Origin of the sequence: Bradyrhizobium betae (genome assembly GCF_050632175.1) — a bacterium.
In the GTDB taxonomy this organism is placed as follows: domain Bacteria; phylum Pseudomonadota; class Alphaproteobacteria; order Rhizobiales; family Xanthobacteraceae; genus Bradyrhizobium; species Bradyrhizobium betae_B.
Window position 1 is genome coordinate 3,775,131 of record NZ_CP192576.1, and the last position, 23,827, is coordinate 3,798,957.

20 protein-coding genes and 2 pseudogenes are annotated in these 23,827 nt (G+C 64.3%); 10 read left to right on the forward strand and 12 right to left on the reverse strand.

Annotated features, from left to right (window positions below; all coding sequences use genetic code 11):
* Positions 1 to 221 precede the first annotated feature (221 nt).
* Positions 222 to 4,337, forward strand: a pseudogene (locus tag ACQ86E_RS18125) (bifunctional diguanylate cyclase/phosphodiesterase).
* Between the two features lie 6 nt (positions 4,338 to 4,343).
* Here ACQ86E_RS18125 and galE read toward each other — a convergent pair.
* The 4 genes and pseudogenes from galE to ACQ86E_RS18145 form a co-directional block, all read right to left on the reverse strand.
* Entirely contained in the window at positions 4,344 to 5,336 is a 993-nt protein-coding gene (gene galE / locus ACQ86E_RS18130; protein ID WP_015688654.1) for a UDP-glucose 4-epimerase GalE, read from the reverse strand.
* 19 nt (positions 5,337 to 5,355) lie between these two features.
* The gene (locus ACQ86E_RS18135) at positions 5,356 to 6,162 is read right to left on the reverse strand and encodes a WecB/TagA/CpsF family glycosyltransferase (RefSeq protein ID WP_431201143.1); all 807 of its coding nucleotides are present in this window, start codon (positions 6,160 to 6,162) and stop codon (positions 5,356 to 5,358) included.
* A pseudogene (locus ACQ86E_RS18140) lies at positions 6,155 to 8,516 on the reverse strand (exopolysaccharide transport family protein). The gene ACQ86E_RS18135 and the pseudogene ACQ86E_RS18140 overlap by 8 nt, the downstream one beginning before the upstream one ends.
* Positions 8,517 to 9,079: 563 nt before the next feature.
* On the reverse strand, positions 9,080 to 9,640 hold the full coding sequence (locus ACQ86E_RS18145) for an acyltransferase (protein ID WP_431201144.1): 561 nt from the start codon (positions 9,638 to 9,640) through the stop codon (positions 9,080 to 9,082).
* Between the two features lie 370 nt (positions 9,641 to 10,010).
* On the opposite strand from ACQ86E_RS18145, the gene ACQ86E_RS18150 reads away from it, so the two are divergent.
* Positions 10,011 to 11,039, forward strand: a complete 1,029-nt coding sequence (locus ACQ86E_RS18150; protein ID WP_431201145.1) for a glycosyltransferase family 2 protein — start codon at positions 10,011 to 10,013, stop codon at positions 11,037 to 11,039.
* Between the two features lie 11 nt (positions 11,040 to 11,050).
* On the opposite strand, the gene ACQ86E_RS18155 is transcribed toward ACQ86E_RS18150, so the two are convergent.
* Positions 11,051 to 12,037: a glycosyltransferase gene (locus ACQ86E_RS18155; protein ID WP_431201146.1), complete on the reverse strand. Its 987-nt coding sequence runs from the start codon at positions 12,035 to 12,037 to the stop codon at positions 11,051 to 11,053.
* Positions 12,038 to 12,282: 245 nt separating this feature from the next.
* On the opposite strand from ACQ86E_RS18155, the gene ACQ86E_RS18160 reads away from it, so the two are divergent.
* From ACQ86E_RS18160 to ACQ86E_RS18170, 3 genes are all read left to right on the forward strand, one after another.
* The gene (locus ACQ86E_RS18160) at positions 12,283 to 13,350 is read left to right on the forward strand and encodes a glycosyltransferase (protein WP_431201147.1); all 1,068 of its coding nucleotides are present in this window, start codon (positions 12,283 to 12,285) and stop codon (positions 13,348 to 13,350) included.
* 38 nt (positions 13,351 to 13,388) lie between these two features.
* Complete coding sequence (locus tag ACQ86E_RS18165) at positions 13,389 to 14,741, forward strand: O-antigen ligase family protein (RefSeq protein ID WP_431201148.1); 1,353 nt, start codon at positions 13,389 to 13,391, stop codon at positions 14,739 to 14,741.
* 118 nt (positions 14,742 to 14,859) lie between these two features.
* Positions 14,860 to 16,005 carry a GNAT family N-acetyltransferase gene (locus ACQ86E_RS18170; RefSeq protein ID WP_431201149.1) on the forward strand — a complete coding sequence of 382 codons (1,146 nt, stop codon included), beginning with the start codon at positions 14,860 to 14,862 and terminating at the stop codon, positions 16,003 to 16,005.
* A gap of 2 nt (positions 16,006 to 16,007) precedes the next feature.
* Here the strand turns inward: ACQ86E_RS18170 and ACQ86E_RS18175 are convergent, their stop codons facing one another.
* The 3 genes from ACQ86E_RS18175 to ACQ86E_RS18185 form a co-directional block, all read right to left on the reverse strand.
* The gene (locus ACQ86E_RS18175; RefSeq protein WP_431201150.1) at positions 16,008 to 16,142 is read right to left on the reverse strand and encodes a hypothetical protein; all 135 of its coding nucleotides are present in this window, start codon (positions 16,140 to 16,142) and stop codon (positions 16,008 to 16,010) included.
* Positions 16,143 to 16,243: 101 nt separating this feature from the next.
* Entirely contained in the window at positions 16,244 to 16,843 is a 600-nt protein-coding gene (wrbA, locus tag ACQ86E_RS18180) for an NAD(P)H:quinone oxidoreductase (RefSeq protein ID WP_431201151.1), read from the reverse strand.
* A 43-nt stretch (positions 16,844 to 16,886) separates the two neighbouring features.
* Entirely contained in the window at positions 16,887 to 17,585 is a 699-nt protein-coding gene (locus tag ACQ86E_RS18185) for a pirin family protein (protein WP_431201152.1), read from the reverse strand.
* Positions 17,586 to 17,697: 112 nt separating this feature from the next.
* Between ACQ86E_RS18185 and ACQ86E_RS18190 the strand changes: the two genes are divergently transcribed.
* A complete protein-coding gene (locus ACQ86E_RS18190; protein WP_431201153.1) occupies positions 17,698 to 18,627 on the forward strand; it encodes a LysR family transcriptional regulator in 930 nt (309 codons plus the stop codon).
* Positions 18,628 to 18,686: 59 nt separating this feature from the next.
* A complete protein-coding gene (locus tag ACQ86E_RS18195; RefSeq protein ID WP_431201154.1) occupies positions 18,687 to 19,208 on the forward strand; it encodes an REP-associated tyrosine transposase in 522 nt (173 codons plus the stop codon).
* Between the two features lie 60 nt (positions 19,209 to 19,268).
* Here the strand turns inward: ACQ86E_RS18195 and ACQ86E_RS18200 are convergent, their stop codons facing one another.
* Positions 19,269 to 19,526 (reverse strand): hypothetical protein, encoded by a 258-nt coding sequence (locus ACQ86E_RS18200; protein WP_431201155.1) that lies wholly within the window; start codon positions 19,524 to 19,526, stop codon positions 19,269 to 19,271.
* 289 nt (positions 19,527 to 19,815) lie between these two features.
* Here ACQ86E_RS18200 and ACQ86E_RS18205 point away from each other — a divergent pair, with 289 nt between their 5' ends.
* Positions 19,816 to 20,163 (forward strand): hypothetical protein, encoded by a 348-nt coding sequence (locus ACQ86E_RS18205; RefSeq protein ID WP_431201156.1) that lies wholly within the window; start codon positions 19,816 to 19,818, stop codon positions 20,161 to 20,163.
* 5 nt (positions 20,164 to 20,168) lie between these two features.
* Here ACQ86E_RS18205 and ACQ86E_RS18210 read toward each other — a convergent pair whose 3' ends face one another.
* The 3 genes from ACQ86E_RS18210 to ACQ86E_RS18220 form a co-directional block, all read right to left on the reverse strand.
* Positions 20,169 to 20,636: a YbaK/EbsC family protein gene (locus ACQ86E_RS18210; RefSeq protein WP_431201157.1), complete on the reverse strand. Its 468-nt coding sequence runs from the start codon at positions 20,634 to 20,636 to the stop codon at positions 20,169 to 20,171.
* Between the two features lie 21 nt (positions 20,637 to 20,657).
* A complete protein-coding gene (locus tag ACQ86E_RS18215; protein WP_431201158.1) occupies positions 20,658 to 21,422 on the reverse strand; it encodes a haloacid dehalogenase type II in 765 nt (254 codons plus the stop codon).
* Between the two features lie 94 nt (positions 21,423 to 21,516).
* Positions 21,517 to 22,527, reverse strand: a complete 1,011-nt coding sequence (locus ACQ86E_RS18220) for a zinc-dependent alcohol dehydrogenase family protein (protein WP_431201159.1) — start codon at positions 22,525 to 22,527, stop codon at positions 21,517 to 21,519.
* A gap of 84 nt (positions 22,528 to 22,611) precedes the next feature.
* Here ACQ86E_RS18220 and ACQ86E_RS18225 point away from each other — a divergent pair, with 84 nt between their 5' ends.
* Both ACQ86E_RS18225 and ACQ86E_RS18230 read left to right on the forward strand, forming a co-directional pair.
* Positions 22,612 to 22,959: a MerR family transcriptional regulator gene (locus ACQ86E_RS18225; RefSeq protein ID WP_143843276.1), complete on the forward strand. Its 348-nt coding sequence runs from the start codon at positions 22,612 to 22,614 to the stop codon at positions 22,957 to 22,959.
* A gap of 146 nt (positions 22,960 to 23,105) precedes the next feature.
* On the forward strand, positions 23,106 to 23,756 hold the full coding sequence (locus ACQ86E_RS18230; RefSeq protein ID WP_431201160.1) for a hypothetical protein: 651 nt from the start codon (positions 23,106 to 23,108) through the stop codon (positions 23,754 to 23,756).
* The last annotated feature ends 71 nt before the right edge of the window (positions 23,757 to 23,827 follow it).

Below are 23,827 nucleotides of genomic sequence, written 5' to 3' on the forward strand. Positions count from 1 at the left end.
AATCTCTCGTAAACCAATACAGGGCTGCAAATTCGTAAAGAGACCGCTGCTTTGGTCGACGATTCCTCCCGTATGGCGGCATTCCAGACAGCTTGACGCCTGTCGTTCGCAGCTCGTTCACTTTGATCGACGGTTTGCGGCGCGCAATAACGACCATTTAGGCGATCGCCGTTCATAAAGTACCCGGGATAAAGAGGCAGAAATGCCCGGGAGTTGAGATCGTGCAGACGACCCTCGCGCGCACACTTGCTGCGTTGAGCGCCATCAACGAAGCGATTCTCTATGCGAGATCGCCGGACGAGCTGTACCAGAAGGTCTGCGACGCCGGGTTCTCGAGCGGGGATTTCATGGCCGTCGCCGTGTTCCTGGTGGAGCCGGACGGCGTTCGGCTGCGCTTTGCCGCAGGGTGTGGCGATGACGTGAAGCGGCTGAGCGCAATCGAGATCACGACGGTCGAGAGAACGCCGGAGGGCTCCGGTGTCGGCGGCGAGGCCTTTCGTACCCAGAAGCTCTGTATCAGCAACGACTATCTCAACGAGCCGCGCTCGTTTGCGTGGCGCGAGGGGGCGGCGAAGGCGGGTATCGGCGCCGCGGCAGCACTGCCGCTGCTCCGCAACGGCAAGAGCATCGGTATATTGCTCGTGACGCGCGGCGAGGCCGGCTCGCTCGACGCGCAAATGGTCTCGCTGTTCGAGCGCATGTCGGCCAACATCTCCTATGCGCTGGCGAATTTTGCGCGTGAAACTGCGCGGCAGACCAGCGAGCGGGCGACCCGGCGCCTCAACCGCATGTTCGGTGCGCTCAGCGCAACCAACGAAGCCATCCTGCGTGCCAGGACCGAGCAGGAATTGTATCAACGAGTGTGCGACGCCTCCGTTCATGGCGGCAAGTCGCTGGCGACCTTCGTCCTACTGAAGGAGCAGGACTCGCATTGGCTGAAGCCCGTCGCCGGCACCGGCGAGAATTTGGAGATCGTGGCCCGGGCCCGCTACTCCGTCGATCCCGGGAATCCCTATGGTCGCGGCATCTCTGGCGAGGTGTTCCGGACGCAGAAACCCATTGTCGAGGTCGATCTCGCGCAACGCACCAAGGGAACGCTTTGGGAGCAGGTCAATGTCAATTCTGGCGTTGCCGCCTGTATCGCGGCGCCCCTGATCCAGCATGGCGAGAGCATTGGCGTCATCTTGTCTTTCCTCAGCCAATCCTGGGCGAAGGACGAGGAAATCGTCGCGCTGATGCTGCGCATCGCCGAGAACGTCTGTTTTGCCCTCGACAATTTCGACCGTGAGGCCGAGAAGGCGCAGATCGCCGCCGAGGAAGAACGTCTGGCGCGCATGTATGCGGCACTGAGCGCCACCAACGAAGCAATTCTGCGAGCGCGCTCCCGCTCCGAGCTGTTCGATCTCGTCTGCGAGGCAACGGCGAAGGGGGCCAAGTTCACCTCGGCCAACATCGCGCTCGTCGATCACGATGCCGAGCTGCTTCGTGTCGTGGCCTGTTACGGGCCAAATGCGGATACGGTCCGCACCTTCAAGTTCTCCACGTCCGATCAGGTGCCTGAAGGCCGGGGGCTGACGGGAACCGCCTTCCGGACGGGCCAGCCCTGCGTCAGCAACGATGTGCTGGCCGACGACCGCATCAAGCCCTGGCACGCCAGCGCTCGCCGCAATGGCATCGGGTCCTCTGCAGCGTTGCCGCTGTTCAATGGCGGCCGTGTCGAGGGTGTGTTTCTGTTCAACTCGCCGGAACGCGGTACGTTTACGCCGGAATTCGTCGAATTGTTGCAGCGGCTCCAGGCCAATGTCGCCTTCGCGCTCGAGAATTTCGATCGCGCCGACGAGAAGGCCAAAGCGGAGATGCAGCGTAATCGCCTGCAGGGTATGCTGGAGGCGTTGAGCGCGACCAACGAAGCGATCATGCGCGTGAAGACCCGCGCCGAATTGTTCGAGGCCGTTTGCGAAGCCGCCGTGCTTGGCGGCACATTCACGTCCGCCACCATCGCGATGGTCGATCCCACGGGGCGTCATCTCGAAATCGCCGTCACCAAGGGCGAATGCCGCAGTCACGTCGAGACATGGCGTTTTGCGACGTCCGCCGACGAACCTGAGGGGCGAGGGCTTGCCGGGACCGCATTCCGCACCAGGGCGCCTTGCGTCTCGAACGAGCTCCTCACCGACGTTCGTGCGACGCATTGGCGCCGTATCGCGCGCGATCAGGGGACGAAGTCCGGCGGCTGCTTCCCCTTGATGAGGAACGGTGCCGACGCTGTCGGCATTCTCCTGTTTCTGTCGCCGGACGAGGGCACATTCACGCCCGATCTCATCCAGCTGCTGGGGCGGCTGGCCGAGAACGTGTCCTTTGCGCTCGACAATTTCGACCGGGCCGAGGAGCGGTCGCGGACCGAGGCGCAGAAGGAGCGCCTGACGCGCATGTTCGCGGCGCTGAGCGATACCAATGAGGCGATCGTCCGGGCCAAATCGCGCACCGAGCTGTTCGAGCTGGTGTGTCAGGCCGCATCGACCGGCGGCAAGTTTACTTCGACGACGATTGCCATGGCCAGGGCCGACAGCGATGAGCTCGCAATTGTCGCGACCGCGGGGCCGTCCGCCGAGACCACCCGCAACGTCCGCCTCTCCATCGATGCCGACAGGCCTGAGGGACGCGGCATGAGCGGCACGGCGTTCCGCACCCGGCAGCCTTGTGTCAGCAACGACTATGTCAATGACAGCCGTGTGAGCGCTTTCCATGCTGTCCTGCAAGGCGACGGCGCGCGCTCAGGCGCGGCGTTCCCGCTGATCACGCACGATCAGGCCGTCGGCGTCATGATCTACATGTCGACCGAGCAGGAGACCTTCACGGCCGAGTTCGTCGAGCTGCTGCAGCGCCTCGCCGACAACGTCTCCTTTGCGATCGAGAATTTCGATCGCGCCGACGCAAAGAACGAGGCGGACGAGAGGATCGAGTACCTCGCCTCCCACGACAGCCTGACCGATTTGCCGAACCGCGAGACTTTCAACGGGCTGCTCTGCAAGGCGATCGACGACGCCGAGCGCCACGACCACCGCTTCGCGGTGTTGTTCATCGATCTCGACCGCTTCAAGGTCATCAACGATCTCGCTGGGTCACGAGGCCGGCGACCTGCTTCTGCTCGAGGTAGCGAACCGGCTGCGCGGCGCGCTGCGGGCCAGCGACGCGGTGGCGCGCCTCGGCGGCGACGAGTTCGTGGTGATCCTCGACCAGTGCGGTGAGATCGACACCGTCCAGCGGATCGCGACCGGGCTGTTGACCGCGCTCGGCGAGCCCATGGAGCTTGCCGGCCACGAGTGTCACACCACCGCTTCGATCGGCATCGCGATGTATCCGGCCAACGGCTCCGACGCGCAGACGCTGACCAAGAACGCCGATATGGCGATGTATCTTGCCAAGGAAGACGGCAAGAACGGCTATCGTTTCTTCTCCAAGGAAGTGAAGACGCAGTCGATCGAGCGGCTGTCGCTGGAAAGCGCACTGCGCCGTGCGCTGGAGCGCGAGCAGTTCTCGCTGAACTACCAGCCCAAGGTCGACATGCAGACCGGTCAGATCACCGGCGTCGAAGCATTGTTGCGCTGGGCCCATCCGGATCTCGGCAACGTCCCCCTGCGCAGTTCATTCCGCTCGCTGAGGAAACCGGCCTGATCGTGCCGATCGGCCGCTGGGTCGTGAAGGAGGCGTGCGCGCAGGCGATGGCCTGGCAACGTCGCGGCTTGTTGCCGGTATCGATGGCGGTCAACCTCTCGCCGCGGCAGTTTGTCGACGAACATCTGTTGCAGGACGTCGACGAGGCGCTGGCGGCGTCCGGAATGTCGCCGGTGCTGCTCCAGCTGGAGGTCACCGAGAGCATGATGATGCGCAATGTCGGGCGCGCGCTCAAGGTGCTCGACGCCATCCAGAGCCGCGGCATCCGCCTTGCCATCGACGATTTCGGCACCGGCTATTCGTCGATGTCGCTGATGAAGCACTTCCCGATCGACACGATCAAGATCGACCGCTCCTTCGTGCGCGACCTGCCGCAGGATTCGGAGGACCAGGCGATCGCGCAGGCGATCATCAGCATGGGCAAGGCGCTCGGCATGACCGTCGTCGCCGAGGGAGTCGAGAATGCCGAGCAGGAGGCGTTCCTGCGCAGCCATGGCTGCGACGAGATGCAGGGCTTCCTGATCTCGAAGCCGCTCCCGGCCAGGCAGATGGCCGAGCTGCTGCGGCCGATGGTGCTGCCGGTCGCGCCACCGCTCCAGCCGGAGCCGGACCTGATGGCGCAGGAAGCGGCGGCGTCACGGTTGAAACGCGCCTTCAGCTAGCGCGTTCTAGCGTGACTTCAGCGGATGCGCCTTCTGGTGCCAGGCCCAGGCGGTCCGGATCACCGTGGCGAGGTCGGAATGGCGCGGCACGAAATTCAGCACTTTGCGCGCGGCGGAGGCATCGGCGACCAGATAGGTAGGATCGCCGGCGCGGCGCGGCTTCATGGTGTGCGGCACCTCGCGCCCGGTTTCCTGCCTGATGGCGTTCAGGATCTCGCGCACTGAGAAGCCGGAGCCGGTGCCGAGATTGAAGCTGCCGCCGGCATGCCCCGTCTCCAGCAGCTTCAGCGCGGCGACATGTGCTGCGGCGAGGTCCGTGACATGGATGTAGTCGCGGATCGCAGTGCCGTCGGGCGTGTCGTAGTCGTCGCCGAACACGGCGAAATCGACATGGCCCTGCAGCGCCATCATGGCGCGCGGAATGAGATGGGTCTCGTTGTCACGCAGCTCGCCGATGCCGCCGGCCGGATCGGCGCCGCTGGCGTTGAAATAGCGCAGGCAGAACGCGCCGAAGCCGTAGGCCGCGCGATAATCGGCCAGCATGCGCTCGATCATCCATTTCGACGCGCCGTAAGGGTTGATCGGCGCACAGGGAAAGTCTTCCGGCAGTTCCTTGGAATCGGCGTTGCCGTAGACGGCGCCGGTCGAGGAGAACACGATGCGATGGCAGCCCGCGTTGCGCATCGCCTGCAACAGCGACAGCGTGCCCTGCACATTGTTGATGTAATATTTCTGCGGGTCGGTCATGGACTCGCCGACGAGGCTGGCAGCCGCGAAATGCATCACGGCCGTGACCTTGTGGTCGGCGAAGGCGCGCGCCAGCGCGGCGCCGTCGAGCAGGTCGCCCGTCACGAGCGGGCCGGCGACGAAGCTGCGATGACCTGTCGAGAGATTGTCGTAGACGACGGGTTGATAGCCTGCGGCGGCCAATGCGCGGCAGGCGTGCGAGCCAATATAGCCCGCGCCACCTGTGACGAGGACAGTCGGTCGGTCGGTCATGTCGTCTTGTACTCTTCTCTCAGCGATTGAAAGGCCGGTTGCGGCTGAAGAGAAGATAGAGCGCGCGAGGGTTGGTGGTCAAATAGCGCCAGAGCAGGCGGCGCGGCTCGAGCCATGTGCGCCAGGCCCATTCGAGCCCGACCTTCTGCATCCATTGCGGCGCGCGGGACCGGCTGCCCGACAAAAAGTTGAACAACCCGCCGGATGTCTTGATAACGCCAACATTGGTCAACAGCGGGCTATATTCTTCGACGAATGCCTGCTCGTTGGGCACCCCGAGTGCGACCCAGAGATAATCCGGCGCGAGCGCGTTGATGTCCTCGACCTTCGCGCGGAGGGCGTCGCCGCGCAGATAGCCGTGGCTGTATCCGACGATCTTGAGGTTCGGATACAATCGCTGCACATTCTCGACCGCGGCGGCGTTCTCGTCTTCGCTGGCGCCGAACATGTAGAAGGTGCGGCCGAGCGCTTCGGCCTTGCGCGCGACGACGTGGAACAGGTCCGTCGTGGCGACGCGCTCCGGCAGCGGAAACCAGGATTGCAGCTTCGAGGCCGCGACCAGCGGCTGGCCGTCGGCGTTGATCAGGTCGGCGCCGCGAAACAGGCGTTCGGTCTCCGGCTCGGTCGAGCAGCGCGCCAGCACCTCGCCATTGGCCGAGGTCAGATGCAGCGGACGGCCGATGCGATTGTCAGGATCGGTGGCCTCGATCATGAAATCGGCGGTGGCCTCCAGGTCGAGCGCGGCCATGCGAAGGCCGCCGACGGTGATCCGCGGCACATCGGCAGTTGCGGCCCGGCCGTCCAGATTGACGCGACGCTCAAGCATATTGTCGGCCTCGTTGGCGCGCTTGGGTTGCGGGGGTGAGTTCGTCGAGCACGACGCCGACGAGCTTGTGCTCGGCGCGGCCGAGCATGCTCAAGATCTCTTCCAGGCTGTCGTTGATGTCGAGGCTGGTCGGCAGCACCGCCACCAGCGCGTCGGCGTCATCGAGCAGCTTGCGGCTGCCGGCCGAGAGCGGCATCGCGGGGCCGTCGAGGACCACGAGATCATAGCCGCCGGCGGCGCGCGCCTGCTCGATCGCCTTGCGGATGGCATCGGTCGCCTTGCCGGCATCACCTTCGGCGACCGGCAGCACCGAAATGCCGTTGACCGTCTTGATCTCGCGCGCGGCCTTGCTGCCGATCGAGAGCCAGCCGAGCCTGCTCGGCTCGCTCTTGCCGGGGCGGCTGATCTTGTTCGAGAGCGGGTGCGCCTGATGGTCGGCGTCGATTATCAGCACGCGCGCGCCGTCACGCGCGGCTGCGAGCGCGAAATTCAGCGCGGTCACGCTGCGTCCGGTCGCGTCTCCGGCACCGACGAGCGCGATGACCGGCATCACCTTGCCGTCGGCACGCCGCGCCAACGCGGCGCGCATGTCGCGCCAGGAATTGAGCAGCGTCGTCAGCGGGAAGCCGGGTCGCAGCGTCGGCCAGCCGAGCCGGGTCAGGTCGACACCGCCGTCGGTCGCGAGAATGGCGCCCAGCGTGTGGATGACGTCGGCCTCCTGGAAGCGCGCGATCAGCGGCTTCTCCATCAGGGAGTTTTCGATCATCGAGGGTTGCAGCGGTGGTGCGGCAAGTTGCGGTGGAGCCTGTGCCACTTCCGGAGCTCGCGCAGCCTGCTGGGGTCGAGCAGCCTCCGCAGCCCGCGTCGCTTCGGGAACTCCGGGAGCCTCCGGCGCCGGCGTGCGCTCGCGACGGGTCGGCGCGGGCGCGCCGGCGAGCAGCAGCTCTGCTGCGACGAACCATCCCGACGCCGCGATCGCGCCGAAGATGAAGCCGATCATGGCGAACAGGCTCATTGCCGGCGGGAACGACCGCCGCTGCGGCACTGTCGCTTCGCCGATGACGCGGGCGGCCGAGGTATTGAGCGTCTCCTGCTCCTCGGTCTCGCGCGAGCGCTTGAGGAAGGATTGATAGACGTCGCGGCTGGCATCGGCCTCGCGCTCGAGTTCGCGCAGGCGCACGGAGGCCTGGCTGAGCTGCACGCTCTGCCGCTTCTGCGCCTCAAGTGCGCGGTTGAGCGAGGCTTCGAAGTCGCGGGCTCGCGTCAAATCGTTCTTGGCGGACTGCGCGAAGCGATCGATCTCCTCGTTGATGGTGCGCTTGAGATCCTCGACCTGCTTCTCGGTCTGGCGCAGCGCAGGATGACGCGGGCCGAGCTCGCTGGTCTGTTCCGCATATTTCTTGCGCGCGTCGGCATATTGCGCGCGCAGATTCGCGATGGTCGGCGATTGCAACGCTTCCGAATTCGCGCCGGCATCAGCAGCCGTGCGGCGGCTGGCCTCGATCTGGTCGAGCCGCGCTTGCGCGTCCATTGTCGCGGCGCGGGCAGCGGAGAGCCGCTGGTTGCTGGCGGAGAGCTGCTGGTCGCTGATCAGCGCGTCCTGGGTGCCGACGAAGTTGTTCTGGGCCTTGTAGGTGGCGAGTGTCGTCTCGGCGTTGCGCAGCCGCTCGCGCAGCTCCTTGAGCCGGCCCGACAAGTCGCTGGTCGCACGCCGTGCGGCCGAAGCCTGCGAGTTGCGGGATTCAGCGAGGTAGGCGCTGGTCAGCGTGTTGGCAAGCATCGCCGCCTTGGCCGGATCGGTCGACCAGACCTCGATGTCGACGATGAAGCTTTTCTCGGTCTTGCGGATGGTGATGTGCCTGTTCAGCGCCTCGAGCCGCCGCAAGCTGCACTTCCTTCGTCTCCGCGGCGGAGGGCGCGCGCGGCTGCAGGCCAATCAGGCCGAGCAGCGACGACATCAGGCTCTTGCTGTCGCCGCCGCCGAATTCCGGATCCTTGTCCAGACCGGCCTGCTGGATCACCTGGAGCAGCACGCTGTTGGACGTGATCAGGCGCGCCTGGCTCTCCACCACCATGGACATGCCGGAGACGTCCTGCGCGCGCGGCGTGAGCTCGCGATCGACGAGCTGAAGCTCGCGCGGGTCGACATAGAGCTGGGCGGTCGCGGTGTAGCGGGGCGTCACGCTCTTGCCCACGGTGACGGCAAGCGTCGCGCCGAGGAGCGCGGCAGCCGCAATCGCGATCTTCCGCCGCCAGAGCAGATTGACGAGCTCCAGCACGTTGAAGCCGGCCTGAGACCTCTGTTGCGGGGCCTCTGGTGGTGCCCGATCGATCGGCTGGTTGTAGTCAAGCATGATCCCCAGCTTTCATTCCAATTGCGGCGGGCTGAGGGGTTACTCTTCGCTCTACGCCACGCACCCGGGATATAGGTGCCCTATCAACGCAACAGGGAAAATTAACCATACCCGTTGCGGGACTATTCACTGAAATGGCAAACAAAGCGTTTAAGCCCAAGCTGCCATTTGCCGCGTCGTTGTCCCGCTTTGGTGTCACCACGGCCCCCAGTGCTTAACGATTAGTTACCCATGCATGCCAAGCGGTGAGCCTGCTCGGACCTCGTAGCTTGATCGCCCGCCTGCGCGCATGCTCGTCAGCGCTTTCTCAGCAGGTCTTCCGCGTGGGTTCTGCCTCACGTGCTTCTGCGATGAAACCGCTTCGTCGCGAAGATACCATGGTTGTTGCCGGTCTCTCCGTTCCACGCAGCACATCAAGGGGATATTGAAGTGCATCGCGGCGATCCCGGACGGAGGATTCCGCGACGAAGTAAAATGGCCCTTAACGCGCGATTGGAATCCGGGTCCATCCGGCTGTGCATCGCGCGCAGAGCCCGCGTTCGTCCTTGTCGATTCGTGCCGGCCTATTCGTCGTCGCGGAACTGCTTGACGACAGCCGCCGGATTCCCGGCGACGACCACGCGCGGGGCGACGTTCTCACGCACCACTGTGCCGGCACCCACGACGGAATGGTCGCCGATCGTCACGCCCTTGAGCACGATCGAGCGCGCGCCCACCCACACGTTGTCCCCGATGTGCACCGGTGCGATGGCCCGGGCAACCGCAGGCTCGTGCCGAAGTCGCGGAGGAAGGTTGTGAAAGTCCGTGTCGACGACGTCGCAGTCGCTGATCAGGCAGAACGACCCGATGTCGACCTTCTGGTCGCAGCCGATCCAGCAGCCGTTGAGAAAGGTGTCGTGACCGATCGTGACCTGGCCACGCCCGGTGATGAGCACGCGCTTGCCGATCCGGCAGTTCGCTCCGATCGACACGCGGACCCCGCGACCGAGCACCAGCCGACCCTTGAACACGATCCCGGGCCCGAGCTGGAGCCGGCGCCCGTACCGCACCGTCAGCCAGGCGCGCCGGCAGGCGAACAACAGGAGCGCACCGGCCCGCAGCACCGGATTCTCGATCTTGCGCACCACGTTCGTTCCTGATCCTTGCGGCGCCCCGCGCCCCTCATGTCGTGCCGAGCCTGGCATCCGCGCGTAAATACCCGGTGAAGGCTGGGTTCATTCGAACATGCGTTAACCAAGGCATTGCGCATGTTGCGTCGTCGGTGGGTGATGGACTGCAAATTGCAGTACCATGCGTGCTGGAACTCGCAGCGAAAACGCGCGAAAGGGTTAAGCGCATGAGCGGATGCGTTCTAACGAGGGCATTGGCGTCGCGGTGCAGTGTTGAGCGCCGAGCCAGGCAGTTCATCTTGCGACGGATCTGTCCCGCGCGGACGTGTCGCCCTGGGACACTGGCGCAAGGCTTTCTCAATATGTCTCAGCCATCTAGAGGGCCATGACGCTGATCCCGACCGATTTGTCCGCCAGCCGGATCTTGGATGCCGTGCGCGACTCGAACCGGGAGATCGCGGCGAGTTCGCGCGTCATTGATCTCTCGGTCGGCATCGTCGTCTGCATTCCCTGCTTTCGCCGCCCCGATCATCTGCGGCTGACACTGGATTCGCTGGTCGGTCAGCGCACCACGCGCTCCTTTGCGGTGGTCATGGTCGAGAACGATGCGGCAGGGCGCGCGAGTGCGCCGGTCGCTGCGGAATATCTCGCCGCGGGCAAGCTCCAGGGCCTCTGCCTGGTCGAGAAGCGGCAGGGCAATTGCCAGGCGATCAACGCCGCGTTCGAGACGGCGCAGGCGGTGTTTCCCGCTGCGACCCGCTTCCTGATGATCGACGACGACGAGATCGCTTCGCCCGATTGGCTCGAGCTGATGATCCGTACTGCGGAGGCGACCGGTGCCGACGTGGTCGGCGGACCGGTGCTGCCGGTGTTCGACGACGACAGCCAACCCTGGCTCGCGCGTCATCCCGCGTTCTGCCCCACTTACGATTACACCGGTGCGGTGCCGCTGATCTATGGCTGCGGCAACTGCCTGATCACGCGCGCGACGTTCGAGAGGCTCGGCAGTCCGGCTTTCGATCTGCGCTTCAATTTCCTTGGCGGCGGAGATTGCGATTTCTTCTATCGTGGCCGCAACGCCGGCATGACCTTCCATTGGACCGCAGAAGCCGTCATCACCGAGACCGTGCCGCGGAACCGGACCAGCCTCGGATGGATTGCCAGACGGAGCCTCCGCATCGGGGTGATCAACTATCGCGTGCGGTCCAAGGCCGCGCAGAGCGCGGGCGCGCGGGCGCGCTTGTTTGCGATGACCTTGGGACGGCTGCCGCTATCGCTGATGCGCTCAGCTCGCCTGATGACGTCATCGAAAGGGGTCGTTGCGATGCACCCGATACTGGTGGCCGTCGGTTCTGCTCTCGCGGCATTCGGTTACGATCCGATGCCCTATGAGGCGTCGAAGATCGTTTCCTGACGCGTCAGCCTCTAGATTCCAAAATAGGAAAGAGCGACCTTGACCGCCGATCGCGGGATCGCCTTGAGGGAGCGACGCCCGACCATGCCGAGATAGCCAAGCGCCTCGCGATATCGCCCGAAGCGGACCGCCTGTGTTGCCGCATAGGTCACGAGATGGATTTCGGCTGCTCGCCGCAGTCCGGCCGCCGTGCCCTCGGGAAGTCGCGAGAGGATCAGCCCGTCGTCGAAGATCCGCGCAACCGCCGGGAAGAAGTCCTGCGGCTTCCGCACGGCCGCGTTCATGGTGTTGGCCGTGTGCAGGCGATAGTCGAGCAGAAGCTTCGGTGTGAACGCGAACTCGCCAATCGCGGCAAGACGGCACCAGCAATGCCAGTCCTCGCAATATCTGAGGGCCGTGTCGAAGCCGCCGATGGCGCGGAAAGCGTGCGCGCGTGCGAGCGCGATGCCGCCGTTGACTATGAAATTGCCGGCCGCGAGTCGCGTCAGCACGTCGCCGGACGGCTTGCGGCGACCTTTCAGTACGTCGCGCCGTCCGATCTGCCGTCCCTCGCTGTCGATCGTGTTGTAGTCGCCGTAGACGAGAATCGCGAGCGGAGACCGGCGCGCCGCCGCCAGCAGGGCCGCCACGGCGCCGGGACGCAGGCGGTCGTCGGCGTCGAGGAAGAGCAGCCATTCGCCTCTTGCATGTCGCGCACCGAGATTGCGCGCGGCCGATACGCCGGCGGAGTCGTTGGTCAGCAGCCGCAGTCGACGGTCAGCAATGGTGCGAACGATCGCGACGGTGTTGTCGGTCGATCCGTCGTCGACGACGATCACCTCGGTCACCTCGGCCTGCGCCAGTGCGCTGGCGAGGGTCTCGGCGACATAGGCCGCGGCGTTCTTGGCGGGAATGACGATCGACACCGGCGCGACCGGGTTCGCGGGCAGCGGGAGGCGCGCAGCCGTCGCGGCGCGCGAGGCGGTCGGCAGATCGAGGACGTCGTTGGCGGTGGTCAAGTTACGGCTCGCCTTTAAGGGTCTGTTAACCAGGGCGCATCTGTCGAGGGCGACGCGATCGATCGCAACCCTGGCCGCTGCGAATGATACTCGCATTACGGCCAAATCGTTGCCGCGAAGACCTGCGCGACCGCGGTTTCGCGCAATAGCGTTAAGCTGCTGGCATTAAGCCTGTCGTAGATTTGGAGCAGTGCGGCAGCCGGTCCCATGCGAGAATGCGGGCCTGATTGCCGCGGATGGATCCCGTGCCCGCAAAGACATTCGACTACGATCCCGATGCCATGGTCCTCAACCTGTTCTACGAGGACAAGGACGATCGCTGGTTTCCCGGCGACCGGCATCTGCGGCGCATGGCGCGCCGCATGCTGCTGGGCGAGCCGCGCATGAGCGGTCAGCTTCGCGTGTTCCTCAATCTCTGTGCGGGGCTCGACCGGCTCGGTATCCGCTACCGCGTCAACGACTACCGCTATATCGCGCAGCATCCCGAAGAGCTCGCCTGCATCGTCGGCCGCACTTTTCTGCTCGACAAGTTCGCGTGGAGGAACCCGATCCTGCTCGGGGTTGCCGCCCACAATCATCCGCTTGACGATCCCGACCTGTTCAAGCGTCTGCCGGTGAAGAAGGTCGTCGTGCCCGGCCCATGGTACGCCGACATGTACCGGCCGTACTGGCCCGACACGGAGGCGTGGCCGGTCGGTATCGACACGGATCTCTGGGCACCGCCGCGCACCTCGCACAAGACCGTCGACGTGCTGATCTACGACAAGGTCCATTGGGACCGCGAGCGCTATGCGCCGGAGCTGATCGAGCCCGTCCGCGCGCGACTCATCGCGGAGGGGCGCTCGTTCACGGAACTGCGTTACGGCAGCTACATGGAGGAAGACTATCAGGCCGCGCTGGCGGGCGCGCGTGCGATGATCTTCCTGTGCCAGAACGAGAGCCAGGGCATCGCCTACCAGCAGGCCTTGTCCTGCGGCGTGCCGGTGTTCGCCTGGGATCCCGGTGGACCGTGGCGGGACCCCGACTATTTCCCGCACCGCGTCCAGTTCGAGCCGGTGTCGTCGGTGCCGTATTGGGACGAGCGTTGCGGCGCCAGGTTCCTCGACATTGCGGGATTCGAGGCCGGTTGGACCGATTTTTGGGCCGGTTGCGCTGCCGGTACGTTCGATCCGCGCGGCTTCGTTCTCGACAATCTCACGCTGGAGCAACGAGCGCTGCAATATTACCAGATCGCGCAGAGCATCGTGCGGCAGCAGGCGGTGTCGCAGAGCTCCGGCATGCTGGTTGACGGATGCTTAACGGGGATGAGCTAGGAGTTGAAGCCTCCCCGGCTTCATCACTGCCTTGAACCATGGATCACAGCTCTGCTGACATGACCGACGTCGCGCCCCGATCGTTCGGCCACGTGCTGCACGTCGGGCTTGCGGGGCTGAACGCCGTGCAGGCGGCGCGGTGCCTCGTCGCGATTGCCGCGCTGCTCCTCGTGCTGGTGACGCTCGATCCGTTTCCCGACCTGCGCAGTGGGGATGTTGCCACCGTCGTCAGCGGACGAATGGCGACGGCCTATATCGCGTGGGGCCTGCTGGCGGCGGTCGCGATGCTGCTCGTCGCGGCCACGGATGCGCCTTTCCTGAAGACGCTGGTGACGCCGCTGCACGTCTGCCTCGTCGGCTGGCTGTTGATCAACATCGCTTTCTCGGAGAGCCGCGGCGTTTCGATGCAGCGCTTCGTGCTCGCGGTCAGTGTGACGTCGCTCGCCGTCTTGTTGCCATTGCTGCCGCCGACGCAGCGCGCCTTCAACCTGTGCCTGGGCGCGGCCGCGCTCGTGCTGCTCGCGCTTTGCTATCTCGGCGTCCTCCTCGCTCCGCAATATTCGATCCACACCGCACTCGACGTCACCGAGCCGCAGCTCGCCGGCGACTGGCGCGGCAGTTTTGGCCACAAGAACATCGCCTCGCCGGTGATGACGGTCCTGATCTATGTCGGCATCTATCTCTGCAGTGCCGGCTCGTTCGTGATGGGCCCGGCGATCGCCGCGCTGGCGGGCATCTTCCTGATCTTCACCGGCGGCAAGACCTCGTCGGTGCTGTGCCTTGCGATCTATGCGCTCGCCTCGCTGGTCTATGTGACGCCAAGCCTGTGGCTGAAGCGGATCTTGTGCTTCGCGCCGCTGATCGTGATGAACCTGCTGACGGTCGGAAGCGTCATGAGCCCGGCGCTCGGAGCCATGACGCGGCTGCTTCCTCTCGATCCCACCTTCACCGGCCGTTCCGACGTCTGGCAGTTCGCGCTGGCGGCCGTCGCCGAAAGGCCGATCATCGGCCACGGCTATGCGGCCTTCTGGGACAACGTCACCGCGCGGCAGACGGCCCAGGGCGCCGAATGGGCGACGAGCGCGGCACACAGCCATAACAGCTATCTCGAGCTGGCGGTCACCATCGGCCTGCCGGGGCTGCTGCTGGTGGTTCTCGTCTTCGTTCTCGCGCCGCTCCGCAACTTTCAGTCGGCCCAGGCTCGCAGCCGCAGTGGCGCGCTGGCCAAGTTGTTCCTGACCATATGGCTGTTCGGCCTGTACTACGGGGCCACCGAGACCTTCCTGCTCGAACGCCAGAATCCGATTTGGTTCATGTTCGCGCTGGCCGTGGCCGGCCTGCATTTCCTGGCGAGGTTCCAATGCGTCGAGCGGATCGCACCGGAGCGCTGACAACTTGTCGCAGCCGGGGCGGCGCTGGTGGCATCGGCTTAACGATAAGCCGTGACGTGACCTGTGGTCTGCGACAAAACATCTATCTGGAAACATTCAGTCGTTGTATGCCCCGCAGATGACGTGTCTCAGCGTCGAGCAACCAGATGATCTTGTGTCCAGCACCCCGGGAATCGCTGTCGATTTCGTGCGTGACTGGCGGCAGGCCGAATCGCGGCTGAGCGCAGGCCATCGCACCGCGTTCCAGCATGGCTACTGGCTCGGTGCCTGGTACGACGCGTTTGACGACGTCACGCCGCTGATCGGTGTGATCTCCGATGTTGCGACCGGCAAGGACATTGCCGTGGTGCCGATGATCAGCCATGTCAGGCGCGGCATTCGCATCGTCGAATTCGCCGACCTCGGCGTCTCGGACATCAACGCACCGATCCTGGCGCCCGATGCCGCGCTGGACGCTGCGACGACGGATGCGATCGGCAAGGCCCTGGTCGTTTCATTGCGCGCCTCGCCCGACCGCTTCGATCTGTTGCGTCTGAAGAAGATGCCGGCCCATGTCGGCGGCAAGCCGAATCCGCTGGTGTCGCTCGGTCGGGTCGGATCGTGCTCGCTCAACGGCAATCTCGTGCTGACTGGCGACGACTACGAGGATTATCAGGCGTCGCTCAAACGCCTGCAGCTGCCGCGATGCTGGCGCGTCTTCAGCCGTCTTGGCAACGCGCGGTTCGAGATCGCCGCCGACGTCGAGCGCGCGCGAGAGATCCTCGATGTGATGGACGTCCAGCAAGACGAACGGATGAGACAGCTCGGCTCTCCGTTCGTCCTTAACGACGACGCTCACGCCCGGTTCTATCGCGAGGTGGCGCGCCGGGGTGTTGCCGATGGCTATGCCGTCATCTCGGCGCTGGTTTGCGACAAGGGTATCGTTGCCACCACGCTCGGTGTCAGATACGGCGCCACGTATGTCCTGCTGCGCATCAGTCACACCGGCAAGACCTGGGCGAACTTCTCTCCCGGGTTGCTCGCAACCGAACGCACCATTGCGGCGCTGCATGCGCAGGGCCTGCGCCGCTTTGATCTCAGCATTGGAAATCAGGATTACAAGCGCCGACTCGGCGCCGAGCAGATGCCGTTGACCGATGTCAGCGTCGCGCTGTCCTGGCGCGGCATACCCTACGCCTGGCGCGACCATGCTGCGCAGGAGCTGCGTCGCCATCCGAAGCTTGCCGCGATTGCGGCGCGGGCGATGGGCAGATCGGCGCGTTAGACTCAGGACCCCGTGCATCCGGCGCAGTGCAGCCGTCCGCGCGAGGCGCGGAACAGGCTTCGGCAATACCAGCGCCGCGCCAGCGCCTGTGCGGGCTTGCGGATCATCTGCGCGATCAGGAAGATTTCGAAAGCCATATACGCCGCTCCTGCGGCGTAAAATGGGGCGGCACTCCCGGATGAGAATGCCGCCCGCGTCGCATCAGCCATGCGGCCGGCGTGAAGCCCGACCGTTCAGCCTAGCCATGCAGTTTCCTGGCTGTCTCCGCGATCTGGCGGCCCTGGTAGCGCGCGCCGGCGAGCTCATTGGCGCTGGGCTGGCGGCTGCCGTCGCCGCCGGTGATCGTGGTCGCGCCGTACGGCGCGCCGCCGGTGACTTCGTCGAGCTTCATCTGGCCGGCAAAGCCGTAGTTCATGCCGACGATCACCATGCCGAAGTGCAACAGGTTGGTGATGATCGAGAACAGCGTCGTCTCCTGGCCGCCATGCTGGGTCGCGGTCGCGGTGAAGGCGCCGCCGACCTTGCCGTGCAGAGCGCCCTTGGCCCAGAGCCCGCCGGCCTGGTCGAGGAAGTTCGCCATCTGCGAGGCCATCCGGCCGAAGCGGGTGCCGGTGCCGACGATGATCGCGTCGTAATTGGCGAGGTCTTCGATCTTGGCGACGGGCGCGGCCTGGTCGACCTTGTAGTACGAGGCTTTCGCGACCTCGGCAGGCACCAGCTCGGGCACGCGCTTGATGTCGACCGTTGCGCCGGCTTCGCGCGCGCCTTCGGCGACGGCGTTCGCCATCGCTTCGATGTGGCCATAGGCGGAATAATAGAGGACGAGAACTTTGGTCATCGGTAGTCTCCGTTGTGTTGGCTTGATTGCTGGTTGTTGGGTGTTACGCGGCGTCGACGAGCACGAGCTCGGTGTCTTCCAGCGCGGTGATCTTCAGCTTCTCCTCGTCGCGGATGGCGGCGCCGTCGCGGGCGTTGACGCGGACGCCGTTGATCTCGACTGCACCCGCCGCGGGCACCAGATAGAGGTGCCGCGACTTCTGCGGCTCGTACTCCGCGCTCTCGCCGGCCTTCAGCGTGGTGGCAAGCACCCGCGCATCGGCGCGGATCGGCAGCGCATCGGTGTCGCCTTCGAGGCCGCTCGCGATGGTGACGAGCTTGCCGGAGCGGTCGGCCTTCGGGAACGGCTTCGAGCCCCAGGTCGGCTGTCCGCCGCGCGCGGTCGGCTCGATCCAGATCTGGAAGATACGTGTCTGGGTCGGCTCCAGATTGTACTCGGAGTGACGGATGCCGCTGCCGGCACTCATCACCTGCACGTCGCCCGCTTCCGTGCGGCCCGCATTGCCGAGGCTGTCCTGATGGGTGATCGCGCCCTCGCGGACATAGGTGATGATTTCCATGTTGGCGTGGGGATGGGCGGGAAAGCCGGTGTTCGGCGCGATCTCGTCGTCGTTCCACACCCGCAAGGCGCCATGGCCCATGTTGTCGGGGTCATAGTGGCTCGCGAAGGAGAAATGATGTTTTGCTTTCAGCCAGCCGTGATCGGCGCCGCCGAGCTTGTCGAAAGGTCTGAGTTCGATCATTTGCGTATTCCTTGTTGGCGATTGACCCTTGGATAAGCCGCCGCCTGTGGTATAGAAATAGAAACTGTTGAAACCTATTGTTTCCTAAATAGACCTTTAGAGGCCGGCCAGCATGGCGAAACTCCCCGATTTCGAGGCGCTCGCGATTTTCGCAAAGGTCGTGGAATTACGGTCGTTTGCGGGGGCCGCGAGCGAGCTTGCGATGTCCAAGGCGACGGTGTCCAAGGCGGTGACGCGGCTGGAGGAGCGGCTCGGCGCCCGGCTGTTCAACCGCACCTCGCGCCGGCTTGCCCTGACCGATGCCGGACACAAGCTCGCCGAACGCGCCACGCGCCTGCTCGTCGACGGTGAGGCAGCGGAGAACGAGGCGCTGGCGCAATCGGTGGCCCCGCGCGGGCTGGTGCGGCTCGCCGTGCCCATGACGTTCGGGATCAAGGCGGTGGCGCCGCTGCTGCCGGAGTTTTTCGAGGCCTATCCGGAAGTTTCGGTCGACCTGCATTTGAGCGATGCGACCGTCGATCTGATCGGCGAGGGTTTTGACATGGCGGTGCGGATCGCGCGGCTGCCGGACTCCTCGCTGATCGCGCGGCGCCTCTTCACCATGCCGCGCTTCACGGTCGCCGCGCCATCTTATCTGAAGAAGCATGGCCGGCCGACGCATCCGATGCATCTGGCCGAACACAAATGCTTCGCTTACGCCTATCTCTCGACGCCCAACGTCTGGCACTACACCAATTCGGCCGGCGAGCAGGCCAGCGTGCGTCCGGGCGGCCAGCTTCGCGTCAACAATGGCGAAGCGGTGATGCCGGCGCTGATCGCCGGCCTCGGCATCGCCGAGCTTCCGGAATTCATCGTCGGCGAGGCCATCTCGTCCGGCGAGGTCGAAGTGATTCTCAAGGACTGGAAGCAGGCCGAAGGCGCCGTGCACCTCGTGACCCCGCCTGGCGGTCCGCGACCCGCACGCGTCGAAGCGCTCGGCGATTTTCTTGCGGCGAAGCTGCCGGGCACATGCAAGCGGCGGCCGAAGAAGGTCGCAAAGTAGTGTAACTCTTGTAGGGTGGGCAAAGCGAAGCGTGCCCACCAATATGCAAAGGGGCGCAAATGTCTCAGTATCGCCGAGCCCGTGGCAACATGTTCTTCTTCACCGTCGTGCTCGCCGATCGGTCAAGCGCCCTGCTCGTAGATCAGGTTGATCGCCTACGACAAATTTACCGAACGATCGTGCAGCGCCGACCGTTCGAGACAATCGCAATCTGCGTTTTGCCCGATCATCTGCACGCGATCTGGACGTTGCCGGAGAACGATTCCGATTTTTCGTCGCGATGGAATCTGATCAAAGGAGGTTTCTCGAGAGGATCGGAAGCGCAGGCGCGCTCGACAAGCAAATTGAAGAAGCGCGAGAAGGGCATTTGGCAACGCCGCTATTGGGAACATGCAATTCGCAATGACGCTGATTTGGAGCGTCATGTGGACTACATTCATTTCAACCCGGTAAAGCACGGGCTCGTCACGCATGTGCGCGATTGGCCGCACAGCAGCTTTCATCGCTACGTCGAGCAGGGCGCTCTTCCCGTGGATTGGGGAGGGGACATGCGGGATATCGCAGGGGAGTTTGGCGAATGATGGTGGGCACGCTTCGCTTTGCCCACCCTACGGCACTGCACTCGCAATGACGAAGGTGATCTACGACACTTTCACTCCATCTCTCGCGACAACCCGCAAGCTTGGTTTCAGCGTCTCTTCCAGTTGCAGTTTCAATTCGTGCACACGCGGATCGGTGGAGCGCGCTGCGCACACCGCGTATTGATGCACCGATTGCGCCAATGCGTTGCGCGCTTCCGGCGTTCGCGTGACATCCGGCTTCGACAGCCGCAGGACGATGGCCGCGAGATTCACCAGCATCTCGTCGAGGGCAACGTCGATGGTTGCGAGCTTTCCCATGGCACTCTCCCTGACACGCGGATCTGGGATGGCAACGGTGGCTTTGATGCGGCGTTCCTGGCTGCGGGCTGGACATGGTTAATGGTTCGTAAACGGCTTGTTCCTGTTGATCGCCAGGCTGGAGTCTCCGCGTTTCATCCCGGCCGACAGCCCGCGGCTGACCGCGGCGAGCGAGACGATCGGCAAGGTGGGTTAGGTTCCAGCCACGTTTCACGTTTTGTTGTAGACCTGAACCGGACCCCGCCACATTGATTGATGAAAATCGATGAGTCTCGGGAAGGATCTGGACATGCGAACAGAGCGGATTGCGCTGGGTGTCGCGCTCGCCATCGGCGGCATCGTTGCGCAGAGTGCTGCCTCCGCCGAAGAGTATCGCGGAACCATGGAACAGCAGATGGCCTGCACTCCGGATGTGTGGCGTCTGTGCAGCGACCAGATTCCGGATGTAAGCCGCATCACGGCCTGCCTGCGGCAGAACACGCCGCAGCTTTCGGGCGGCTGCCGTGCGGTGTTCGAGTCCAACAACCAGATGCCGCCGCAGCAGCAAGTTCCGCGCAATCGCGCGGCGCCGATGCCGCGCTACAATGCGCCGCCGCCTCCCGCGGCCCAGCCGCAGCCTTACGACGACGATGATTAGTATTTCTAGGGTCTGACCTCGCAGACGTCGACCCATTCGGCGCCGACGAGTTCGGCCATCCGGTCGGGCGCAATGCGCACGGCGCTGTGGGTCGAGCCCGCGGCGGGAACCACGATGTCAAACGCCTTCAGCGATACATCGCAGTAGATCGGCAGCGGCGATTTCAGCCCGAACGGGCAGACGCCGCCAACTTCATGGCCGGTGATCTCCGCGACCTCTTCCAATCCCAGCATCTTCGGCTTGCCGCCGAATTGCGCCTTCACCTTCTTGTTGTCCATCCGCGAGGTGCCCGCAGCGACGATCAGGATCACCCGCTCGCCAATGCGCAAGCTCAGCGTCTTCGCGATCCGGCCGGGCTCGACGCCGTAGGCCTCGGCGGCCAGCGGCACCGTGGCCGAGCTGATCGGCGATTCAATCACTGATATGTCGGGGGCTTTCTCGGCGAAGAAGGTGCGAACGGATTCCAGGCTCATTCCAGTCAACTCATTCCGGACTTACGGGCGGGCGGCGATCCCCGGGTCATCCACGGCGATGATCCCGGCCAGCTCCGAAAGCGAACGGACGCGATAATCCGGCGCAAAGCCGAGCTCGTCCATCTGGGTGCGGATCGCCTTGAACATCGTCAGCGGTGCCACGAGTTCGTTCTCGACGCAAGCCAGCGCCATCGCCTCCGGCGTCACCCGCTCGATCCAGGCGACGTTGAGGCCGAACGACTTTGCGCCGGCCACATCCCACGGATTGGAGGAGACGAACAAAACTTCGTCAGGCCTGGTGCCGAGCTGCTCGCCGATCAGCGTGTAGGCCTCGGGCGACGGCTTGAAGATCCTCTTGATATCGACGCTGATGGTGGCATCGAGCAGGCGATCGAGCCCGGAGTTGCGCACCAGCGCGTTCAGCATGTCCGGACTGCCATTGGAAAGGATGGCGAGTTTGCGCGGCCTTAAGGCCGCAAGCGTGGCGGCTGCGTCCGGATAGAGATCGAGATGCAGGTACTTCTCGATCACGCGCTCGAACGTCTCGCGCTCATAGGCAAGGCCAAGCAGGCGCAGCGTATAGGCAAGCGAATCCCGTGTGACCGCGCCAAAATCCTGGTAGCGCCGCATCAGCGAGCGCAACCAGGTGTATTCGAGCTGCTTGATCCGCCACACCTGCGTGATGATCTCGCCGTAACCCGGAAACGCATCCTCGGTGATCTCCGCGACCGACTGGATGTCGTAGAGCGTTCCGTAGGCGTCGAAGACGACGGCTTTGATGTTCAAGGGACTGGTCCTCCGAGATCGTTGCGGTCGCAAGGACTATATAGGCCCTGCGATTTCGATCCAAGGAGCGAAGTCGAACTGGGCGTCTTGGCTCCTAAAGCTCGACGACGACCTTGCCGAAATGTGAGCCGGTCCGGAGGTAAGCATACGCTTCGGGGACTTCGTCGAAGCCGTAGATCCGATCGACGATCGGGTGGATCGCGTGTTCGGTCAAGAAGCGGTTCATCGCGGTGAAATGTTCGACCGATCCGACGGTGACACCGATGATGTCGGCATTCTCCCACTGAAGGCGCGCGAGATCGGGCTTCGGGCCGAACCCCGTCAACACGCCAATTTGAACGATCTTGCCGCCCGACGCGACCGATCGCAGCGATCGGTCATAGGTGCCGGGACCGCCGAGTTCGAGGATATGGCTGACGCCTTCGCCATTCGTCGCTTTCATCAGCGCATCATCCCAGTCAGGCGTCTCGCGGTAGTTGATGAGGATCGAGCCGCCGAGCGCCTTGGCGCGCGCGAGCTTTTCATCCGAGGACGAGATCACGATCGCGCGCGCTCCCAGCGCCGCTGCGAATTGAAGTCCGAACAGCGCGACGCCACCCGTTCCCTGGACCAGCAGCGTATCGCCTTTGCCCATCCGGCCGCGTGCAATGAGGCCATGGAAAGCGGTGACACCGGCACAAGGCAAGGTCGCGGCTTCGACCGAGGACAAATGCGCCGGCACGGAAACGAGCGCATTTGCCGGGAGCACGACATACTCCGCCAGCATTCCGTCCATCGTGTTGCCACCAAGGGATGACGGGACATAGCTGGCCTTGAACGGCCCCGAGATCCAATCGCGAAAGAACGATGCCGCAACGCGGTCTCCGACCCGCCATTGCGTGACGCCGGCGCCGATGGCGTCAACGACGCCTGCACCGTCGGAGAGTGGCACGCGGCCGTTGAGCCCACCTTGGCCCACGCGGTCGAGGATCAGGAGGTCGCGGTAGTTCAGACTGACAGCTTCGACCCGGATGCGGACCTCGCCACTGGCGGGTTCGGGTTTGCTGACCTCGGCTCGCACAAGGCCAGCGCCACCAGCTTGGCCATTCAAATGGTAGGCTTTCATCGTTGCTCCCTCTCAAGCGGCATTCACTTGGATCAGCCGGGTCTGTAAGGTCTGACAGCGCTGTGAGGGTCAAGAGGTTCTCAGATGAAAATTGGCGAACTTGCCCGGAGGACGGGAGTGAGCATTCGAATGCTGCGCTACTACGAGGCCGAAGGGTTGCTGGCGCCGTTGCGGACCGCGGCTGGCTACCGCGATTATGGCCCGGCGGACGAGGAAACCGTGCGGCGGATCAAGATGCTTGGCGCCGCCGGCATGACGCTCGAAACGATCCAGCGATTGCTGCCGTGTGTGCGCAACAACGATCCGGCGTTCACGCCCTGCAACGAGTTGCGAAGAATACTCGCCCAGCAGGTCGGACTGATCGATGAGCGCATCGAGACGCTCAGCCAGAGCCGGACAATTCTGGCAGGCTTTCTGGCAAGTGTGAACTGATCGGCCGCAACGCGAGTGAGACTGTAGTCCACTCGCGGGCCGCCTCCTTGTAGTCAGTGCGCTTCACCAGACGGACTGCACCTCGTGTGCCGCTGACGAAGCGAACGACGCGCGTTGACTCACGTCAAGAAGGAGCCCGGCGCCGCGTGCTAGCCGAGACATTGGGGCGGTACCATTCGAACCATGGACATGAAACAATGGTTACGCAAAGCAACATCAACTTCTTCACGAATTGGGGAAAGGAGCGTCTCGGCGAAATGGAGGCAACGGTGACCTCATTCCAGGCCAAGGCCGCCGAGGTGCAGTCCGATCTCAGTGGGAAGGCCACCAAAGTCCTGGCCGATCTCTGCAAGCAGCGCGATGAATTCCGCGACACCCTGAAAAAACAGTCGGAGGCGGGCGAGGCGGCCTGGACCGAGGCGAAATCGAAGATGGAAGCCGACTGGCGCGTGTTCGAGACCGAGGCCGGAAAGTACGTCGAAAGCTTCGGCAAGCAGCTCGAGCAGCAACAGGCGACGTTCAAGCTTCAGGCGGATGCGCAGCTCAAGGCGTGGCGCGAAGTTGCCGACAAGCTCGGCAGCGATGCCGGGAAGTTCGCTTCCGAGCATCGGGCGGACATCGACGCCGCGCTGAAACGCATGAATGCCGATGCGGCCGAGGCGGAGAAGAAACTGGAGAAGCTGAAAGAGGCAGGGACCCACTCGTGGTCCGCACTCATGACCGCCTTGACCGAAACGCGCCTTGCCTTTGATCGCGCCAATGAGGCGGCGCGGGAGGCTTTCAAGCGAGCTGCCTGATCAGGCGCGGTGAACTTCCGGAGACCGCCGCCAGGCGGTCTCCTTGGCTTGCCGTCGGCGGCTCGAGCCGT

Excerpts from the sequence above, each read along its gene's own strand:
- ACQ86E_RS18135 (WP_431201143.1), bottom strand. The coding sequence starts at position 6,162 with ATGCTTGAGCGTCGCGTCAATCTGGACGGCCGGGCCGCAACTGCCGAT.
- galE (WP_015688654.1), bottom strand. The coding sequence starts at position 5,336 with ATGACCGACCGACCGACTGTCCTCGTCACAGGTGGCGCGGGCTATATT.
- ACQ86E_RS18220 (WP_431201159.1), bottom strand. The coding sequence starts at position 22,527 with ATGAAAGCCTACCATTTGAATGGCCAAGCTGGTGGCGCTGGCCTTGTG.
- ACQ86E_RS18200 (WP_431201155.1), bottom strand. The coding sequence starts at position 19,526 with ATGGGAAAGCTCGCAACCATCGACGTTGCCCTCGACGAGATGCTGGTG.
- ACQ86E_RS18205 (WP_431201156.1), top strand. The coding sequence starts at position 19,816 with ATGCGAACAGAGCGGATTGCGCTGGGTGTCGCGCTCGCCATCGGCGGC.
- ACQ86E_RS18150 (WP_431201145.1), top strand. The coding sequence starts at position 10,011 with ATGACGCTGATCCCGACCGATTTGTCCGCCAGCCGGATCTTGGATGCC.
- ACQ86E_RS18190 (WP_431201153.1), top strand. The coding sequence starts at position 17,698 with ATGGCGAAACTCCCCGATTTCGAGGCGCTCGCGATTTTCGCAAAGGTC.
- ACQ86E_RS18170 (WP_431201149.1), top strand. The coding sequence starts at position 14,860 with ATGACGTGTCTCAGCGTCGAGCAACCAGATGATCTTGTGTCCAGCACC.
- ACQ86E_RS18210 (WP_431201157.1), bottom strand. The coding sequence starts at position 20,636 with ATGAGCCTGGAATCCGTTCGCACCTTCTTCGCCGAGAAAGCCCCCGAC.
- ACQ86E_RS18175 (WP_431201150.1), bottom strand. The coding sequence starts at position 16,142 with ATGGCTTTCGAAATCTTCCTGATCGCGCAGATGATCCGCAAGCCCGCA.
- ACQ86E_RS18165 (WP_431201148.1), top strand. The coding sequence starts at position 13,389 with ATGGATCACAGCTCTGCTGACATGACCGACGTCGCGCCCCGATCGTTC.
- wrbA (WP_431201151.1), bottom strand. The coding sequence starts at position 16,843 with ATGACCAAAGTTCTCGTCCTCTATTATTCCGCCTATGGCCACATCGAA.
- ACQ86E_RS18225 (WP_143843276.1), top strand. The coding sequence starts at position 22,612 with ATGAAAATTGGCGAACTTGCCCGGAGGACGGGAGTGAGCATTCGAATG.
- ACQ86E_RS18195 (WP_431201154.1), top strand. The coding sequence starts at position 18,687 with ATGTCTCAGTATCGCCGAGCCCGTGGCAACATGTTCTTCTTCACCGTC.
- ACQ86E_RS18185 (WP_431201152.1), bottom strand. The coding sequence starts at position 17,585 with ATGATCGAACTCAGACCTTTCGACAAGCTCGGCGGCGCCGATCACGGC.